Annotated in this window: 15 protein-coding genes; 1 reads left to right on the top strand and 14 read right to left on the bottom strand. The window is 59.6% G+C overall.

Features of this window, described 5'->3' with window-relative positions:
* The first annotated feature begins 131 nt into the window (after positions 1-131).
* A complete protein-coding gene (locus K0P33_RS07170) occupies positions 132-5,198 on the top strand; it encodes a DUF6543 domain-containing protein (protein WP_242154629.1) in 5,067 nt (1,688 codons plus the stop codon).
* 194 nt (positions 5,199-5,392) lie between these two features.
* On the opposite strand, the gene K0P33_RS07165 is transcribed toward K0P33_RS07170, so the two are convergent.
* From K0P33_RS07165 to K0P33_RS07100, 14 genes are all read right to left on the bottom strand, one after another.
* Positions 5,393-5,839, bottom strand: a complete 447-nt coding sequence (locus K0P33_RS07165) for a CS1 type fimbrial major subunit (protein WP_242154627.1) — start codon at positions 5,837-5,839, stop codon at positions 5,393-5,395.
* A gap of 47 nt (positions 5,840-5,886) precedes the next feature.
* Positions 5,887-6,627 (bottom strand): molecular chaperone, encoded by a 741-nt coding sequence (locus tag K0P33_RS07160; RefSeq protein WP_242154625.1) that lies wholly within the window; start codon positions 6,625-6,627, stop codon positions 5,887-5,889.
* A gap of 41 nt (positions 6,628-6,668) precedes the next feature.
* Positions 6,669-7,694: a hypothetical protein gene (locus K0P33_RS07155; RefSeq protein WP_242154624.1), complete on the bottom strand. Its 1,026-nt coding sequence runs from the start codon at positions 7,692-7,694 to the stop codon at positions 6,669-6,671.
* A gap of 219 nt (positions 7,695-7,913) precedes the next feature.
* Complete coding sequence (locus K0P33_RS07150; RefSeq protein ID WP_242154622.1) at positions 7,914-10,433, bottom strand: CS1-pili formation C-terminal domain-containing protein; 2,520 nt, start codon at positions 10,431-10,433, stop codon at positions 7,914-7,916.
* 98 nt (positions 10,434-10,531) lie between these two features.
* Positions 10,532-11,026: a CS1 type fimbrial major subunit gene (locus K0P33_RS07145; protein ID WP_242154620.1), complete on the bottom strand. Its 495-nt coding sequence runs from the start codon at positions 11,024-11,026 to the stop codon at positions 10,532-10,534.
* Between the two features lie 339 nt (positions 11,027-11,365).
* Positions 11,366-12,322 (bottom strand): fimbrial protein, encoded by a 957-nt coding sequence (locus K0P33_RS07140; RefSeq protein WP_242154618.1) that lies wholly within the window; start codon positions 12,320-12,322, stop codon positions 11,366-11,368.
* Between the two features lie 86 nt (positions 12,323-12,408).
* Positions 12,409-12,957, bottom strand: coding sequence for a fimbrial protein (locus K0P33_RS07135; RefSeq protein ID WP_242154616.1), 549 nt, complete (start codon positions 12,955-12,957; stop codon positions 12,409-12,411).
* 11 nt (positions 12,958-12,968) lie between these two features.
* Positions 12,969-13,448 carry a fimbrial protein gene (locus K0P33_RS07130; RefSeq protein WP_242154614.1) on the bottom strand — a complete coding sequence of 160 codons (480 nt, stop codon included), beginning with the start codon at positions 13,446-13,448 and terminating at the stop codon, positions 12,969-12,971.
* Between the two features lie 29 nt (positions 13,449-13,477).
* Complete coding sequence (locus K0P33_RS07125) at positions 13,478-13,972, bottom strand: fimbrial protein (RefSeq protein WP_242154613.1); 495 nt, start codon at positions 13,970-13,972, stop codon at positions 13,478-13,480.
* Between the two features lie 10 nt (positions 13,973-13,982).
* Positions 13,983-14,555, bottom strand: a complete 573-nt coding sequence (locus K0P33_RS07120) for a fimbrial protein (RefSeq protein WP_242154611.1) — start codon at positions 14,553-14,555, stop codon at positions 13,983-13,985.
* Positions 14,556-14,576: 21 nt separating this feature from the next.
* The gene (locus K0P33_RS07115; protein WP_094950941.1) at positions 14,577-15,338 is read right to left on the bottom strand and encodes a fimbria/pilus periplasmic chaperone; all 762 of its coding nucleotides are present in this window, start codon (positions 15,336-15,338) and stop codon (positions 14,577-14,579) included.
* Complete coding sequence (locus K0P33_RS07110) at positions 15,335-17,962, bottom strand: outer membrane usher protein (RefSeq protein ID WP_155295938.1); 2,628 nt, start codon at positions 17,960-17,962, stop codon at positions 15,335-15,337. The genes K0P33_RS07115 and K0P33_RS07110 overlap by 4 nt, the downstream gene beginning before the upstream one ends.
* 19 nt (positions 17,963-17,981) lie before the next feature.
* A complete protein-coding gene (locus tag K0P33_RS07105) occupies positions 17,982-18,542 on the bottom strand; it encodes a fimbrial protein (protein ID WP_094950942.1) in 561 nt (186 codons plus the stop codon).
* 51 nt (positions 18,543-18,593) lie between these two features.
* Positions 18,594-19,115 (bottom strand): fimbrial protein, encoded by a 522-nt coding sequence (locus K0P33_RS07100; RefSeq protein ID WP_094950943.1) that lies wholly within the window; start codon positions 19,113-19,115, stop codon positions 18,594-18,596.
* Between the last annotated feature and the right edge of the window lie 520 nt (positions 19,116-19,635).

The raw sequence follows: 19,635 nt of genomic DNA, 5'->3' as shown, positions 1-19,635 counted from the left end.
GGGCTTCTCAGTGATATAGACCCGCGGACGCTACACGCTGCCAGGCGCCCGATGACCATACACAGTTACTGCCAGACCAGCCCCTGTACGGGCCTAGTCTGAGTGCCCTATTTGCCACAGAACACCACGCCATGAGCGCACTTGTTTCACAGGCCCCCGAAGATAAAGGCCAACACTACGAACTCATCCGGGATGCTTTGCCCGACTGGGTCAAAACGCTGTCCGCTGCAAGAATCAGCGCCTTGAAATCCAGCCGAAAAACCATTGCGCCCTGGTACAAAAGTGCCTTGGCGCAGCCGCATCAACTGTTGAAAACCGCGATTGCCGAACAGTGGAAAACCCAATCCCACGTCGACAAAAAACTCTCAGCAATCACCGACCTCAAACGCTTTGCCGAACCCGTGTTAAAAGCGGCACTGAAGCAGCACTACAACCTCGATGTGGACGTTCACAGCACCTACCTGCGCCTCTATGCGCCGGTCAAACAAGCCTGGTGGGTCACTGACATTCGCCCAGGCGTAAAAAGCCGCACGGTCTCGCTGCTGGAGGCGGCGTTGCACAACTTTGCCGATTCAGAGGTGTTCACCGACGACTCGCAGTTCATCACCCGGCCTGACGCCCTCGACCATTTCGAGGTGCTCGCGCTGAAAAAACAGCTGTCGATCCAACAGTTCAAGACCCTGGTGCGCACCCTGGACATCGGCGCCCAGTACCAACAGCACCTTGAGCGTTACCTGGGCCGTTCCGAACCGGTGGTGGACGGCGTGCTGCGCGCGCATGTCACCCGCAACCACCAGGCGGCCCTCAAGGTCGCAGCGCAGATGGCGCTGATGAAAGGCGATATCCAGCCGCAGGACCATAGCCTGATCACGCAGCTGATTGCCGGTCGCCAAGGGCTGACGCTGGACGGCAAGGCTGTGCATTGCCATGGCCTGAGCCTGATGGACGCGACCTTGACCGGTGTTGTACTGATCGCCGCCGACCTGGAGACCAGCCGCCAGGCGCTTCCTGTCATCGTGTATGTACCGGATGACCCGCAGCACCCACTCAAGCGCTACGCCTCCACGCTCGAGTTCATGCTGGCGCTGACCCGGCAACTGCGCCATCCCGACTATCAACAGTTTTTCAGCCGGTTCATCGACCATTCATACCAAGGGCTTTTTTTCAGCCAGTTAGGCGCGCGCCTCAGCCAGGTGAAATGGCACCAACATGTGCCGGGCGATCCCCAGCCGACCTGGCACGACACGGCGCTCGACAACCCCAACCTGCAGTTCAGCGTGACCCGTATCCGAACACCGTTGTGGGAGCATCTGTACCAGCAACAAATCAACAAAACCCTCAACGATGCGTGTGAACTGGCCATCGCCACCGCCTACGCCGACCGCATGGCACGCTGGGCCTGGTGGGACAACCTGGAGAAAATCCTCTCGGACGTGCTTAACCTGGCGTTACTCGTCGTGACGCCGTTCGTGCCTTTTTTAGGCGAATTGATGCTGGCCTATACCGCCTATCAACTCGCGGACGAGGTCTTCGAAGGCCTGTTGGATTGGGCTGAGGGCCAGGGCACAGAAGCCATTGAACACGTGGTTGGGGTCGCGGAAAACGTGTTGCAACTGCTCGCGTTCAGCGCTGCCCACCTCACGCTGTCACCCTTCGTCGAGCGTTTGAAGCGTGTGGCCCTGAGTGACGGAAAACTGCGTTTATGGCATGCGGACTTGAGCCCCTACGAACAAAAAAACCTGACCCTGGCGCCCGCATCGCAGCCCGACGCGCAAGGGTTTCATCAGCATGAGGGCAAAAAAATCCTGCGTCTGGAAGACAAGCACTACGCCGTCAGCCAGGAGCCCGACACCGGCCTTCAGCGCATTATTCACCCACAACGCCCCGAGGCTTATCGCCCCGAAGTGGTGCTTAACGGTCGCGGGGCCGTGGTGCTCGAGGGCGAGGAACCCAGGCGCTGGAACGACTCGCAGTTGTTCCAGCGCCTAAGCCCGTTGACCGCCAACTGGCCAGAGGCACGCCTGCAACAATTGCGCGATATCAGTGGCATCGAACCCGGCGCGCTGAGGCATATGTACAGCGAAAACCAGCCACCACCACCGCTGTTGGCCGACACGCTGGACCGTCTCGAACTCAGGCAGCACATTGATACGCTCAGCGAGCCGTCCGGCGACACCGGGGAAGCCGCCTATTGGTCCGCCGACATGGTCACGCGAATGGACGGCTGGCCCAGCGACAAAGCCATCGCCGTGTTCGAGGCCGCCGACCTGAGCGGCGAGTCGATGCAACATGGCGCAAGCCAGGCAGCGCCGGATGCGACATTAGCCATCAGCCGTGAAGACTTGGCGGCCGGTCGGCTGGCGGAACGGGTGGTGGGCTTTCTCGACGAAGCCGAACTCGCGGGGCTGATCGGCGCGCCCTTGCCCGCCGCCCCCAGCGCGCGGGTCCACACGCTGCGGGAGCAACTGAGCCGTTACGTGGCCTCGCGCAAAGACGACATCTTCGAGCATCTGTATGGCTTCAAACGCCAGTCATCCAGCGCCCACGGGCAGTTGCTGCAAAGACAATGCCCCAACCTGCCCGACAGCCTGGCACAAGCGATACTGGCCCAGGCCCGGCCCGCTGAAGTGCAGTTGATGAACGACGCGAGTCGTCTGCCGTTGCGCCTCAAACATCAGGCCCGAGAGCTGCAGTTCGAAGCCCGCGCCACCCGCGCCTATGAGAGCATCTACCAAGGCAGCACCCCCACACCCGACACCGAGCGGATGCTGCTCAACACCCTGAAAATCCACAGTAACGCCTTCGGCAACCAGCGCCTGAGCATCCGCGAGCAACTGCCCAGCGGGCAACTGCGCTGCCGTGTCGGCCCGGACGATGCGAGCACCGATACGCTGCTGATCCGCACCGCGCCAGGGCGGTACGCACTCGACGGCGCAAGCCTGCAGACCACCTGGGACCTGTATGAAGCCGTGCTGCGCAACGTGCCGCGTAACACCCTGGGCTTCGCGCCGGGCGAAGGCGAAGGGCTGCGCCAGTGGCTCAAGCAGACCCTGCAACCGCCCGCAGAACGGCGTACCGTGCTGGCCGCCCCGCCGACCCTCGCAACCGCCTCCAGAGAGACCCAGTTGCTGCTGCAAAAGCCCCTGTTCAGCGCCCTGCGCCAACGGCTGGGCCGCACCCGTGTTGAGGATCGGCTCAAGCTGCTCTACCCGACGCTGAGCGAAGAGGACGTGACGGCCTATGCCGAGTCCTTGAACACGGCCGATGGCAAACGCCTGCTGCTCGCACTTGAAACCCAGAAGCGAAGCCTGCTCAACGCACTGAAAAAATGGCAGAACCAACCTGCCGCAGGCACCCAGCAACGCCGACCGCCCCTGCCGGAGAAACTGTTCAGGAAGCGTTTGACCACACTCATTCAGGAAAGCTGGGAGCAATCGGCCAAGGGTTACGAAACCGATTTCGGCGGCCGCCGATTGGGCAGCGAACTGGACCTACAGGGCGAAACCATCTTCGGCTTTTTACAGAATTTCCCCACCCTTGAAAGACCCTTGGAGCACATCACCAGCCTCAACCTTGCGGGCACCGATTTCACTGACGCCGACAGCCCGTTCCTGTGCAACTTTCCCAACCTGCGCAGCTTGGATATCACCGGCAAGCGCCTGGTCAGCTTGCCCGAGGCCGTCGCCGGCCTGCGCCGGCTGACGCACTTGGGCCTGGCCGAAAACCCGATCCGCTGGAGCACGCAGCACCTGGAACAGCTCAAGCAATTGAACCATCTGCGCGTGCTGATCCTCTCGCACAACCCGCATCTGGTGGCACCGCCGGACATCAGCCGCATGCCGGAACTGCGCATACTGGTGCTCAATAACACCCCGCTCAGCCAATGGCCTACGGGCCTGTTCGAGTTGCCGCGTTCGCCGGACTTCAACCTGAACCTGCTGAACACGCCCGTCACCCAGGTGCCCACCGTCGAGCCCGGCTCCGCGTCGGCGGAGCTGGTGGCCCGCACGCGTTTGGACCGCAACAAGCTTGAGCCGGGCGCCGAGGACCGCCTGGTCAGCTACCGCCGCGCGGCGGGCCTGGACCCTTATCGCACGTACCCCCCGCGAGGCGAGCTGGACAGCCAACACTGGCTCAGCCACTTGCCGGAGGAGCTGCGCCCGTTATGGCAGGAGGTCTGGGATGATCTGGAACGGGAACACGGCTCCCAAGGCTTTTTTGAGGTCATCAAAAGCCAGCAGCACCCGTCTCCCGAAGTCGTCCAGGACCCGGATGACCTGACGCGCTATGAGCTCAACCGGGCGCATCTGCGCACCAATGTGCTGCGCCTGCTGAGGGCGGCTGACAGCGATGAGCCCACTCGCACTGCGCTGTTCAACCTTGCCGCCACCCCCACCCACTGTGCCGATGCGGGTGCTCAAGTGTTCAATGCCATGGGCATCGAAACCCTGAAGCTGGAGGCGTGGAACAAGCCTTCCCCCCAAACCCGGACTGACGCGCTGGTGCTGCTGGCAAAACAGAAAGCGCGACTGGACAAGGTCAACCGGATTGCCCAAAAAGATATTGAGGCGCGCCTTCGCGCACCCACGCGCAACAGAGATGGCAGCGCAGGCCCCGCCTTGCGCCTGACCACCGATGTCGTCGACGGCGTGTCGGGCACCCTGGATGAGGTCGAGGTGTACAGCGCCTACCAGACCGGTCTAAAGACGCAGCTGGACCTGCCCTGGCTGGCGGACCACATGCTCTACCGCGAGACCGGCAATGTCCAAACCCGGCAACTGATCAGTGCCTACAACAAGGTGATCGAGGAGGAGCAAGGCGATGGGCTGGTGGAACAAATGCTCGAGCAGTACTTCTGGAGCGACTATTTGCGCGGTACCCATCCCGATGAGTACCGACAGATCAACTGTCAGCACGAACAGGTCAGTGAAAACATCGACGATTTGCGCCTGGCTCAGAACGCCTGGGCGGCCCATGAACAACTGCCGCCGGAACAGCAAAACCCGGCCACCGGCGCCCCACTCAAGCAGCGCCTGGTGGAGCTGGCCGACGCGCTGCAGGTGGCCCGAGCGCAGGTCTTGACCGGCGAACCCATGAGCGAGGAGCTGTACCTGAGCCTGTTTCTCAAGAGTTTCTACGACGAACAGGAACTGGGGCGACGCCTGACTCGCCAGGCCATGGTGGCCGCTGGCGTTTAACACCCTTCTGTTGCCGTACACCCGCGACAACAACGAACGGCGCGATGTAGGGGTTATTGGGGCTGTCTCGCGGGTCATTAGTGTGGGCATTCGCGTGGGGTGCCCTCACAACTGACACCGGCCGGCACGGATAACCCTATCGCTACACAAAACCCAGGTTATGCCTTCGCAACCACTCGCCTCTATCGAGGACCTCAAGGGCTCAACGCATCAAAGATGATTTGCACATTGCCGAAGTACTGGCCCGGCAGGTAACCGTCAGCGGGTTGCTCGGCGGCAACCACCAGCGGCACGCGCTTGCCGACCTTGGCCTCGTCTTCCGGCACCACGAGGGTGTCGACCACATCCAGGCGATGGCCATTGAAGGTCACTTGCAGGGTAATCACGTCAGTGCCATTGGACAGCACCGGCGCAAAGCCCAGGCGCGCATTGATACCGCCCAGCACGTTCTTCACATCAAAAGGTTCACGCAACGAGCTAAGGCGCCCGGTCACCAGGTTGTAGCTCATGACCTGCTCGCGCTCGAGAAAGCCTGGGTTGACCGGCAGCACGTAAAAGGCGCTAGTGGGCACCTGAACCGAGACATGAAACACCGCTTCCTCTCGAACAGCGACGGCTGAAAAACTGAGCAGTGCCAACACACAAAACAGCACTATCGCGGACAATCGCCACTGCGGCACCCTCCGGCTCACCCTTTCACCACTTGGTCTTTGCTGGCCTGGCCCTCGACGAGTTTAAAGCGATATTCACGGCCCGCTTCCTTGTCGAACGAAAAAGTGCGACCCGGCAACACATGGTTTTTGGTGGTGGGGTGACAGTCGTCGGCCTTGCCGACCACGCAGTTTTTGAACTCATCCACCTCGATCACGCTGTTGCCGTTGTTGTGCAGAGCGTATTGAGCACCGCTGTTTTCAATGCGGGTGTCGTAGCGGGTGTCCTTGGGCCGCACAAAAAATACCGTGCCATAACCGGCCAATACACTAACCCCGGCCTGCAAGGTGCTTTGGTAAGCCTCACGTTCCTCCTCGGTGACGGCAAACGCGTCCTCCTTCTCCGGCACCACGGGGATGTAACGCACGCGAAAATAGCGCTCGTTATTGCGCTCACCCAAGAACACCAGGCGTGTGCCCTGCATGCCGTTGGCCGGCACGATCAGCCTGGCCGGGCTGGCCATCAGGCCGTCACGGGCGCTGCTGTCGAGCTGGGTTTGAAGCGGCACTTCCTTGGCAACGCCCTGTTCGTCGTAGAGAATTTCCAGCACCTCGACCTTCACAAACGCGGTGCTGGTGCCGCCGTTGAAAATGCGCTTGAGATAAGTACTTTTGTCGCCGTCGAGGTAGTCATAGACCACCCCCACGTTGATGCTCGGCCCGGCATGGGCAGCATGGGCAAACAAACACAACCCCAGCAATGACAGTAAACTTTTCATGACAATCAAACCTCATGTGAATGGCAGGCAGCACGACTGCCCTAGACTTCTGAATCCCATATAACCGTGACGTTGCCGGTGTACTTGTTCGGCGCGCCAGGCACGAACATCTGCGGCATCGCGTCAGCCGGCACTTCGAAATGCAGGGTGCCCGGCCGGCGATCAACGTAGTGGGTTGGGGCAAACAGGCTGGTGGTGCTGCCGTCGAGCAGCAAGGGCAATCGGCTGACCCTCTGGCCGCTTACATCACCGATACCATTGGGCAGGCTGACGCTGATATTCAGCGGTACACCGGTGCCGTCTTCGGACTCGATTGCGCAGGTGTTGCCGCTGGGGAACTGGCATTGCAGTTCCATCTTGAAGCGCCCCGAGGACCAGATATTGAAGGTCTGGTCACGGAACAAGCGCGTTGGCCGTCGGCCTTGTTGAACCCAGGATTGCCAGCCGCCCTGGGGCACCAGCTCGACGTTATTGCCCCCCGGCGGGATTTCGACTTTGAGGATATGCTCTACGCTCAGGGTAAAGTTGAAAACCAAGGTGTCGTCGTTGGGGATCATGATGTCACCGAAATCAAAATCCTGATTCGGGCCTAGCGAATAGGCGATGGTTCCCCGGTAAGTCCCGGTGGGCATGGTCAAAGGATTGGGCGTCCTCAGTTCATAGGCGTATTCGAAGTTGACATAGTCCAACCCCGGCACATCCACTCTGTGAACAAGGTTGCAGGCGCCTACGGCCTCAGGCACCAGCCAGAACCACAGCGCATATTGGGTAGTGCCTGTAAGAAACCCGGTGCTCAAACAAGGTGCTGGCGCGTACTGCCAGGTTCTGGGGCCCCACGAGTTAATGGTTGCAGGACCGGCGACGTTAAACCGGTTACCAATTCCCGCGATACGCACTTCGACAGTTTCCTTCGCCCCACCCTCTGACACCACCTCCAGGCTGCGCCATTCGGAGGGCATCTTGAACATCACTCCTTTACGCGCATCCGCAGGGCCGCTGGGGTCGACCAGCATCGGACCATTGGAGCGAAAAGTGATGTCCCACGTGCGGATACTGAAAATCCCCAACTGCTTGCATCGCGCAGGTATGTGCCCCGGGCAGACCCCACTTTGCGGTGTGGTATTGATAAACTTGTTGTTCTGCGGATTTTGCGGGTCCGGAGAGAACACCGCCGTCAGCTCTTGTGTTGCGGCGCTGACTGAAAACGCGACACACCAGAGTAGCGCGGTACTGAACAGGCCCCCGACAGGGCTATTTCTGGATCGTTGTTTCAAGAACATAGGATATCAACCTGCTGCTTCAGTGGTGGCGGTGGCATCGGCCAAGGTGTCTGGGGTACAGCGCAGATCACCGATCATCAGCACATCGTTCTCGCTGAGGGCCTTGCTCGGGTCGAGACGGAACTGGCACAGCAACTCGGTGCCACGGCGGACTTCCAGGGTCGGTGAACCGGCGTTCATTTCCATCGAGAAGAACCCATCCACCTCACTGACGCCCCGACTGGCGTGGTTGATGATGTGGTGGCCCTTGAGCGGGCGGCCTTGCGGGTCGACCAGGCGACCGAGCACGGTCACGGTTTTCATCACGCTGATCTTGCGATAACCGACGCCACCCTTGTTCATGTGGTAAGCAGTGCGCGCCGGCTGGATGGTGGCGGCCGGTGGGTGATTGCCCTCGAAGTCGAAGGCGACCGAGCTGCTCTTGTAAGCGGTGATAGGCACGAAGTTACGCCCGGGCCGCAGCGCCACGCTGGTGCCGGTCATGTCATCGGCGCGCAGGGCGATGTCTTCCACATCGGTCTCCACGTCAATGATCATTCCCGAGCCGCTGCCGTGGTACTGGCTGGTCAGGACCATCTTTTGCGCCCCCACTGCGAGTGTGTTGTTGAGGTTGAGGCCGCCGGTCAAATTGCCGTTAAAGGACGAGCGCTGCGCAAAGGCATCACCCGCCAGGGTGTCGGTGGCGAAGCTGGTCATGCTCGACAGGCCCATGCCGTAGACATCGGTCAGGGCCGTGACCGAGACGTTTTGCAGGGCGTGATCTTTGAGCTCTTTGCGGTAGGTCAGCGAGGCATTGTTGTCGCGCTGGCCTTCGCGCGCGGTGCGCGAACCGATGCTGCCTGACCAGCTTTCGCCCGGGCCACCGAGGGCCAGGTTGAGGGTCAGGTCGACGCCACGGTTACGCTTGTCGCCAGTACTGCTGCTGGAGGGTCGATCGAACACCGACAGGCGCCAATTGGCATCACTGCCGAACAAGGTGTCGTGACGCGTCCAACCCAGGTCCAACCCCACCCCTTCGACATTGCCCTGGCTGTGGGATACGCGAGCATTCACCGAATTTCGGTTGCCCAAACGGTGGTTGATCGACAGCGACGATGTACTGGTTTGGCCGACAAACGTGTTGCGCTGGCGCAGACGCGTGCCGTCGGGCAGGGTCTCGTAGGTGTTACGGGTGTCGAGCCAGCTGCGGTTGTGGCTGACAATCACACTGCCCAAGCCGTAGCTGTAGAGCCCTTGCACATCCAGGCCGGTGCCGTAGTCGCGAGTCTGGTAGACATTGGCATACACGCTGGCGCCCTGGGCCAGGCTCCAGTCGATGGAGGTGCCCAGCTGCAAACGGTCCTGCACTTGGCGGCCGGACACACCGAGCACCGCGCGTGGGTGCAGCAGGTAGTTGACCGAGGCACCGGCGGTCATGTCGCCTTTGTCGCGCTGCTCCCAGTTGTTGAGCAAGGTGCTTTCGCGCCCGGCAAACAGGTTGTAGCGCCAACGCTCGTCATGGTTACGCCAGTTGTTGGGCTTGTACACCAGCTCCTGGCTGGTGGAGGTGACTTGGCCGTCTTCGACCAAGCGCACTTCCACTTCATAGATGCCGCCAGGCAAGGGCCGGGTATCGAGGGTCTGTAATCCGGCCGGCACACGTTGAGTGTTGATCAGCAAGCCGTTACGGAAGATCTCCACCGAGCCCTGGCGGTTGGCGGTGACGTAGATCGGGTAGACGCTGGGCTTGGGGTTGTTCATCGCCAGGCTGTCGGAGCTGCCAACCATGACCCCAACCGCCACGTCCGGCGCCGCGCCGAACGCACGGGGTTGGCGGTTCAGGCCCTCGGAGTTGGGGGTGAAATAACCCAGGCGCAAAAATTGGCCCTCGAACTCGCGCTGGGCGTAGGCCGAATAAAGTGCGTGGTAAAGCTGGGTGTCCGGCCCGCCCAGACGTGCCAATTGAACGTTCAGGGTTTGGCTCCAACTGCCCAGGCTGCTGCTGGCTTCAACGCCAAAACGCCCACCCAGGTCCTGGTTCTGCCCGCCATTGAGGTTCAGTTGGTTATTGATGATGAGCCCGGTGCTGCCGCCGTCGGGCTGGGTGTAATACTGCTGTGGAGCAGCATCGCGCTCGGCATTTTCGGTGAGAATGGAGACTAGGGAGTTTTCCAGGTTGTAATGCACCGCCAGCAGTTGCCCGGGGCAGCTCTGCGTGCATGGCCCCAAGGGAATACTCGGCTTGAGGTAGTCCTCCCAGGTATCGCGCTCGGTGCCGCTGATCGGGCTGTCACTATGGTCGGTAAACTCCAGCAGGGTGAGCCGGTCATCACGGGTCAGCACAACCATCGCTTCGCCCACGAACTGTTGATCCCGTTCAACCCGAACCGCCAGAGGCACATCAAAAAAATGCGCTTCGAAATCGCTCGGCAACCCTTTGGCCTGAGCCAGCAAACTGCGAAGGGTGTGATTGTTATCAGGCGCGGCCATAACGACCGAACAGGTGGCCAGCGCTATGGCTGCCACGAGGGGTCTCAAAGGGAACATGAACTCGATACTCTGTTTGCGAACGACAGACAGGTTGAATACCGACCGCGCAGCGGCCGGCAACTTCAATAAGGTGTGGGCTTATTTAAAGCCGGTGATCAAGGCGTGACCGTGCGTGGGTTGTTATCGAAGATCACGGTAGCCACCGCGGTAAACCGGCCGGTCTGCGCAGCGGTTGGCTTGTCGGCCCTGATCGTCATGGTTCTCTGCAGCCCTGGGTTGGACTCCTCGTCTGCGGCCACTTCCTTAGGTGTGCCATCCAGCGCCACGGTGCCCATGGAGATGGTCAGTGGGATAGCTTGGGTACCGTTGGTCAGTGACGCAGGGCCGTCCTGCAGGTAAGCGTCAATCGAGCCCCCCGTGTTTTTCAGCGCGTACACCGTCGACAGCGGGCTCAGTTCGCTGGTCACGGTGTTGAAGGTCATGACCTCGTCGCGACCAAAGTTAGGGTCCAGGGGCTGGGCATGGAACTGCTGAGTCGGAATATCGGCTCGGATGTTGATGAGCGTACTGGCGTCGTTGGCGGCCATAACAGCTGTAGACCCCAATACCGCAACAGCCAGAGGAAGAGAGAGAGCGAACGTCTTGAACATGGTCATTACCCTTTATTAGCGATGCGTTGAGAGGCTGCAAGTTGACACCCAGGAAAACTTGCAGCGCAGGGCGATCATCGCCTAATTAAAAAGGTAAACATGCAAGCCACGTCCTTATCGCGCGTGGCTTTTGATCACTATTAACTTACGAAAAAGATGGCATTTTGACCAAACTTTAAAAGCAACTGTAAGAAGCAGACTACATGCAGGCAAACGAGAATATTTTACTGCGGGATGTCACTGCAAGAATAAGCGCACAACCCGCTCTAAAACAATAACTACCCACCGTTAACAGGGCACAACGTTATACCTGCTTTAAACCTGAATAATGAATCTAGTTCATGGCACGCCCATCACCAGTACACCGCTGCCACTGATGGCGCCAGGCGTCGGCAAGGACCCCGCTCGCCGAACCAGAGAAAACGTCACATCGTCCCCACCCACGCTGTTGGTGATGCGCGTCAGGAACGAGCCGCCGACTTGAACGGCACTGCCCCCACGGACCATGGCTGTGCCCACGTCAGCATTGGTCATCCGCAGCAGGCGGTTGTCGAACGACGATGAGGTGCCTTTGTAAGTGATAGTGATCGGCGTAGTAATCCCGCCGTCCGGGCAGGCATAGGTAAGCCTGCGGTCGCTTCGGATGGAGGTTGTCAGCGGATCGCTGCCGATGGCCCGCTGGTGTACGTCACCGAAGTTGATCTCGATGGGGTTGTTGTTATTGATCGTGCAGGTTGATGGCGAGACGGTGAAGTTGTTGGCGGCGGTGTACGTCACCGTAAGATCCGCCGAGGCTCCGTTGTAGTTGTTGGTGGCGGTGAGGCGCAACAGCCCGAGGGTGTCGCCGATTCGAACATCGATCGGAGTGGACGGATTGTTACGCATCAGAATATAGGGCGTGATATTGATCGGGTAAGCGGCCCCATTGTTGGGAATCGTGACCACCCGTATACCCGTCTGAACCGGGGTGTTGAGGAAAGCACCATTGATTCGCAAACCGGTCCTTTCGCTGCCAAATTTTGGCCCGGCCGTCCAAGGGGCGCCTGCGCGACTCCCCGTCGCCCAATAGTCCTGGCCCCCAACGGGGCCCTGGTTAAGGCTGTATCGACATTCCAGCCTTGCCCCTTCCAGCATGATCCGAGTGCGATCTGCGGTCAGGGTAACCGTGACAGGCACCCGCTGGTTGGGATTGCCCGTCTCCCAGGGGCCGCCATTAACTCGACAATCAACCGCCTGTGCGGTCGTCGCCGCGCCTGATAGAACCAGAAGCACAGTGGCTCCATAGAGTCGTTTCATTTTGATCTCTCGTTGCTCACCCACCCAGACACCGCCCCACGAACATTCGGTTCGTGCCTTGAGGCTGCCCAGAAGAGAGTTGAGGTTTAGGGATAGTCCAGCGTAAAAGTAGAAGTCACCGTGAACGTCCCATGCCCGATGGTTTCATCCCGGATGGCCTGCGGCTCACCCTGCACATAAGCCTTGAGGTCGATCACATTGTTGCCGTCAATCAATACCTGTTCGTCACTGACGGCATTCAAGGGCAACGGCTTGTTGGCGACGGTCTCCAGGCCCACGCCAATGCCTGAGGCGCCACTGCCACCATCGAGCGCGAACAAGCCGGGCAGCGCGGTGTTTTCCGTGCCGCCAAAGAGGATGGTGACCGTCTTGCCGATGGTGGTGTCGCAGTCCTCCAGGTGCAGCTTGAAACCCTTACCTTGCGTGCGCGTGTTGATGTAGAGGTGCTTGCTGGTCACGTCCCACAGTTCCAGCGTGATGGCTTCGTCGCCCGGCCGGATAGTGCAGGCCTCTTCCACCAGGTTGCCCTTGAAACTCAGATTGTCCGCTGCTTGCCCCTGGGCGATCAGGCCAACGCTGAGCAGTACGGCCAGCCCGGCGCGTGGCCACCCCTTATGAACCCTTTGATATCGCATAGATGTGACTCCTACTCGTATTCCGCCAGCAGCGTGGCCACCGCTGTAAACCTTGCGGGGGTCAGGTTTGCACCGGGCTGTTTGACGGGGACGGCTTCCAATACCGGCGGTGACGACACGGTGATGTCCAGTGGCGTATTGAGTAAAAACGGCACGTTGTTCTGAAACAGCCGAATGCCCAGCGCAGGCACGCTGCTCTGCACCGCTGCGCCGTCAAACGTCGTGGCGGTACCGTTGACACTCAACTTCAGTTCCCACGGCAGCGTGGCGGCGCTACAGCTGATGGTGTAGGCAACCGCCCTGCGGTATCGCTCACCGTCGACACGCTTGACCCCCACATCGCCAAAATCCACTTCAATCGTGTTGCCCGCATCAATCGTGCACGGCGGGGGCTCGTTCAACGTACCGCTGAACGTCAGGTTGGCCGACGCACCGCTGCAAAGGCCGATGGAACACAAGGCGAGCAACGCTCGCTGCTGCCAACAGGTCATGGGTCATTTCTCTTCATGGGTAATCGACTTCATTGGTAATCGACCACAAGGGTGGCGGCGGCATCAAAAGCCCCGCCCGTCAGCGTGCTGCCAGCCCGCTTGACGGGCACCGCCTGCACGGTTGGGAAGTTTGGGTGAGTAAAATTCACCGCTGTGTTCAGCGGCCAATCGGCACCGTTCACGAACAGCTTCACCCCAAGGTCCGGCTTGCGCGTCAACAGCACGTTGCGGTCAAACGAAGCCGCTGTGCCCTTGAGTTCCAGGGTCATCGCGTTGTTGAAGGGCGAATCACAGACGACGGTGTAAGGCACCGCTCGACGGTAATTGACCCCGTCAATCCGTGACGTCAGCAGGTCATTGCCAAACGGCACATCCAGCGTACCGCCGCTGTTAATGACACACGGCGGAGGCGCGATGATGACCGCGCGGATGGTCAGGTTGGTGTCGGCCTGCACACCTTGGCTGGCCGCCCACAGCAGGCCGCCCGCGACAAGAATGGCCCACGAGCCGGTTGACTTAGCCATTGTTCTGCCCTCACTCATAATTGAGCCTGAAATCCACCACGGCCCGAAATGCCCCGCTGGTCAACGGCGCGGAGGTGCGCGTGGGTTGGACATTCCAGGTCTGGGTGCTGCCGCCCAAGGGCAAAAACAGCGGTTGGCCCCTTGAGCCCAGCTGTACATCCCGGCCTAGGGAATCGGTCAAGCGCAGGCCCATCCCGGTGATGCCTTGCACTTTGACCAGCCGTGGGTCATCGGCATCGGCGGGCGCAAAAAACATCACCGACACCACGGGTTGATGGGCACTCCACGTCAGGTTCCCCGTGCGTTCATTACGGATGCCGCCCGCGCTGCGTTGGCAATCGGCAAACCGTAGTTGAAAGACCACCGTTGCGGCCTGATCACCGGGCCGCTGCAGGCGGCTGGTTGATAGAGCGCCCAGGTCAATCGTTTGATGCTGCGAGGTCATCTCCAGGCTGCACAGCATTTCGTGCATGGACCCGCTCACGTTGAGCATTCCATTCATGCCTTCGACATCCTCGGCGTAGGCGCGCCCTGCCAAGGCCAGTAACACACCGCCCAAGAGCTTCACGTTATGCGACTTCATGATTTTCTCCGGCAGCAGGCGCTACTCATTAGGCGCGGATACTTGCGTGTTCACCGTGCACGTACTGTCGGTGCAGGTGAAGGCCATCAACGGGCGTCCGCCGTAGTCATTCACGTAGGCCAGATAAGGTTTGGCGCCGAGAGCCTTGGCCGTTGGGCCCATGGGCAGCGAGCCTTTGGGCGGGATCATCAGCGGCTCAAAGCCGGCCACGGTCTTGCCGTCCTTGGTGCTGCGCGCATCCACCAGGGTCACGTAGTAAGGCGTCGGGTTGTTCACCTGATAACGCTCGCCTTGCAGGGTGAGGGTCAGCTTTTCTTGCCACGGGTTGGACAAGTCTTGCTGGCTGGGCGTAATAGCTTGCGGGCGGTAGAACAACTTGATGCGGGTTTGCAGCGCAATCTGCAGGGTATTGGCCTTATCGCTGCGTGGCGGAATTTCCCTCAGGTTGAAGTAGAAGACCGTCTCTCGGTCCTGCGGTAGCGATTTGGCGGCCGGCAGCGCCTGCACTTTCACCTGGCTTTGTTTGCCCGGCTCCAAGCGTTGCACCGGTGGCAGCACGATCAAGGGTGAGGTAATTTTTTTACCCGCTTCATCCTCAATCCAGCCCTGAGCCAGATACGGCAACTGGGTGTTGTTGTTGGTGATGTTCACGCTGGTGGCGTCTTTGCCGCCGTCAAAAATCACCCGGGTGCGGTCCAGGCCAACGGCGGCGTAAGCGCCCTGGCTCAAGCCTAGAACCAGCAGCGCAAAAGCCTGTGCGGTAAGGCGTGTGTTGAGCATCATGAGGATGTGTTCTCCGTGTCGATAGAGTTGCCAGTCAGCGCGGCTGGTTGGGGCAAGGTGGGTTCGGGCAAGGACGGCTCAGCAACGACTCTTTGGCAGTGCAGTTGCAAGGCGTCGGTCAAGCCATCAGCGGGCAAAATGACCGGAAGCGTGAGCCTGCATTGCTCGGCACCGCCCCAACTGACAACCATCTGATCGCCGGCCTGAATGCCGCTGAGGTAGACGTTGCCGCCGTCATTCACAATCCCGGTGTCCTGCTGCTTCAGGTTTTTCACCGTGGCGCCGAAGGGTGGTGAACTGCCATCGCTCAGGCGCAGAACCGCCATGGCCTTCGCACCGGAAATCACCTCCAGCGAGCGGTAACCAATAGCCCCTTCAGTGAGGGTCAGTTGAGTGACGGATTGCGTGGCTTCGACGTTGCTCGGCAGGCTCGCCAAATCAACACTGGCCGCCGTGCGTTGATAGCTGCTGACATCGGCAATGACGGCCTTGCCGAAGGCGTTACTGCGGGTCGGTGTGCCGTAACCGCGCACCGGCACATCGGCCACACCTGCGGTATCGACCATCAGGCGGGTGCCGCCGGTACTGGTGGAACGATGCAACGCGCCCCCGTCAGCCGTGAGCGTGCCGCCGCCGCGAGCCGACATACTCAGGCTGCTGTAATTGCCTTCTTGCTGGCTGACGCTGAGATTGACGTCGGCCTGTTCGCCAACATGGCTCAGATAACCACTGGCGGAGTTGTTGGCGGCTGTGAGTTGGTAGCTGTTGCGCTCATCGATTCGATCGCTGTAGCGCGTTGAAAAACGGTTAGTGCCTGCGCCTCGGTTGGCATCCAGCGACAGTGTGCCGGTAGGCCCCAACGGCAGGCTGACCGTCAGCGACACGCCGTTGTCCTTGTAGTTGTAATCCCGGGTGCGGTACGTGTTCAGGGACAGGCTCATGTTTTTGACCGTGCCCAGATTGAAGTAGCGCGACACCGACAGGTTCCAGCGATGAGTGTCCGGCCGATCCCAATACGTCTGCTTGTTGTAACTGGCGTAGACGGTGGCGCCCAGGTCACGAAACTGCTTGTTGACCGTCACCGTATACTGCGCCTTGCTGCCGCCAATCGGCCTCCAGTTCTCGATGTAGTTACCGTACTGGTCGTACACGCCCTCCCCACGGCGTTCACCGTTCATCCCGTAATGCCGGGCGTCCAGGTACTCACTCATACTCAAGTAGTTTTTTTCGGAGAACCGGTAACCGGCGAAGGTCACTTGGCTGTCGTACTCTTCAAAGTTCTTGGAGTATTGAAGGCGGTAGGATTTACCCGACAGCGTCTGGTTCCACACCTCGGCGCGGGACTGTGTGGCATCCAACGAAATGGCCCCGAACGCCAACAAGTCTCGACCCACCCCAACGGAAAGCGCTCGATAGTTGTTATCGGTGATGCCCCCGCCAAACAGCGACCAGCCATTACTCACGCCCCAGGAGAATTCACCCGTGCCGAAAAAGTCGCCCTCGGCGCCGTACTGGAGATTGGACGGCCGCCCCGTCGCCAGTTTGTAGCGAACGCGACCCGGGCGTGTCAGGTAGGGAACACCGGCCGTATCGACCTGAGAGGTGTGCACCGAACCATCCTGCTCTTCCACCCGCACATCCAGCCTGCCGCTGACGGCGTCATTGAGGTCTTGAATGCGAAAAGGGCCTGCTGCCACCAGGGTTTCATACAACACACGTCCCTGTTGGCTGATAACGACCTTGGCATTGGTCTTGGCCACGCCGACCACTTCCGGGGCGTAGCCGCGCAGGTTAGGTGGCAGCTGGCTTTCATCCGAATTGAGCGCGGCACCGGTAAAGCGGAAGCTGTCGAACAGGTCCGAATACAGGTAATCCTCGCCCACCACCAAGCGCGCTTTGAGCGCTGGAATGGCGCGATAAGCGTAGTAGCGACTCCACTCCAGCCGTTGCGGCCTAGACCCGCCATCGCGTGTTTTTTCGACACGCCCCTGCCAATCGGCACGCAGGCGCCAAGCCCCGGCATTGGCGCCAATTGTGCCGTTACCTGAGAGATTATTACGGTTGCCGTTGTCCCTGCGGTAGCTGGTCAGCGCCGTCAGGTTGTAGTCAACCAACAGCCCCGGCACGCCTTCATCCCAACGCGAGGGCGGGTCCCAATTAATGTCGCTGTATTCAAGGTAGGCTTGGGGCAGGCTGATGCTCAGTGTGGAGGTGGCCAGGTCGCCACTGACCTCCATGCCCGGCAAGCCTTCTGTGTCCAGGCACTCCCCGCCTTTCCACCACGTCAGTTTGTCTGCGTCGGACTCTTTAAGCCCCAACTGCTGCACGAGCGCGGGCGATATACAGGCCTGACTGCCTTTGGGATCATTATCGGGAGGGTAGAACGCCACCGACTGCTCAGAGAGCGCCTGTGAATTAATCTGCACCACCATCGAGTAAGTACCCGGCAGAATAAAACCACTGCGCGCGAACTGGGACAAGTCAATATTGGAGCGATCACTCAGATCAAGAACGTCGGTATTAAACTCGATATCCCCGGCACCCAATGCCGTTCCCGCCAGTGATATCAACCCGCCAAACAAGCTTGGGCGCAGCGTATTTTTAACTTTCGACGTATTCAACATGAAAGCAGTCCATCAATGTTCAAAAGTATTCCAACTTGAACCGCACTGCGGCGCTGTGAGGCCCGGCCGTCAGTGGTGATCCGTTGCCGACCAACCACATCGTGTAGCTAAGCGTCATGTCGCCATCCACCAATGGAACCAACGCCATTGGCACGCCCGGCACACTCTCCTGGCCCAAAGCGTCGGCAATATGCAGCGCCACCCCCTCTGAGTTGCCAAACAGCGCAAAGGATTGCCCGGCTCGGTCCGTCGGTGCGTCAAACGTCACGCGCATATGCTGCCAATCCGGCAGGCTTGCACCGGGGCGCGACGGGTCGGGACGACTCAGTGAGCAATTGACCAAACGCAGCTCGAAGGGATGTACCTCGCCCCTCGCGTTGCGCAACAGCCGGCCGATCGGTTCAGGGGTCATATCGATGGCTTGATCGACACTGGCCAATTCCAGCCCGCAGGCTGAGTCAACGACCTCGCCTCCGAGCGTGACCACACCCTCGCCTTGCGCAGGCGCCTGGGCGAAAGCGCAAGGGCTGAGGAGCAACATCAAGGAAGAGGCAATAGCGAGACTTATGAATGTGTTCACCTTTATCTCCCGCCAAGTTGCCCCCCACCACCGAAGTGGCGGGGGCAAAACTTACTGATAAGCCAAGGTGAAGTTGGTGACTGCGCTGAAACCACCTGGGACGATTGCGCCGGTTGCCGCGCCTTGTACATAGGCACCGAATTCCAACGTGTTATTACCGGTGGAAATGGCCTGCGGGGTGGTCGGTACGCCCAGTTCAATGGCTTTACCGCCATGGCTCATCATGATGCCCACGCCGCCCGCGCCACCCACGGTGCCAATCGCACCCGGAACAGCGCTGGAAGGTGCAGCGGTGAAGGTGGTCGTCACCGTGTTATCGGTGAGGCCAGTCAGGTCGCAGCCTTCAAGTTCGATCAGCACGCGCCGGGCTTCAGACTTGCCGCCCGATTCCAGCTGATGCTTGGCGATCGCACCCAAGTTAACTGTCTGGTCAACAGAGTCAGGCTTGATAGAGCAAGCACCGGAGTGGACCGAACCCAAAAACGTAACCGTTCCATCGGCCGCAAGAGCAACGGAAGTCGAACCCATCAGCAGCCCGATAGACAACAGCGCAGTTTTCATTTTGGTTTTCATTAGCAAGTACTCACACATTGATAAATGTCATAAAAAACCCTGCCGCAATGGTGCGTAGGACTTATTCAGCAAGCGCCGAGCGGTGGTAGTGCCTGATATCAACTCAGCAAACGTTTGGATCACGCTGTGGTGCGTGAAGCGTTTCTCCAACTATTTGTATTGCTAATCAGGACCCGTTCGAGGCGAGGCAAGTTTCTATTTCAAACCAGCGGATGTAAGCCGGGTAATTCGCTGAATGGCGTAGCCGGGTTACATCAAGACACATAGGAAAATTATGGCAATGTGCCAAAACTTTAAAACCGGCTGTAAGAATTGAACTACATGAGGATTAATGAGAATTTTTTAGCGTAAGACCCGTATGTAAGAACAGGATTACATAGACTAAAAAACAATAACATTTACTTGGGCAAAGCAACTAACGAAGCACGAGCATGCATGAGCAGCAGCAGACCGTCTGTCAGGAGCCCTTGCGTAGCTCGTAAGATATATCTTACGTTATATCTAGACACACATAGAGGCG

The sequence above is a fragment of the Pseudomonas sp. ArH3a genome (genome assembly GCF_022648765.1).
GTDB lineage: Bacteria > Pseudomonadota > Gammaproteobacteria > Pseudomonadales > Pseudomonadaceae > Aquipseudomonas.
Note: the sequence above shows the minus strand (reverse complement) of the source record. Positions and strands in the feature narration are given on the sequence as shown.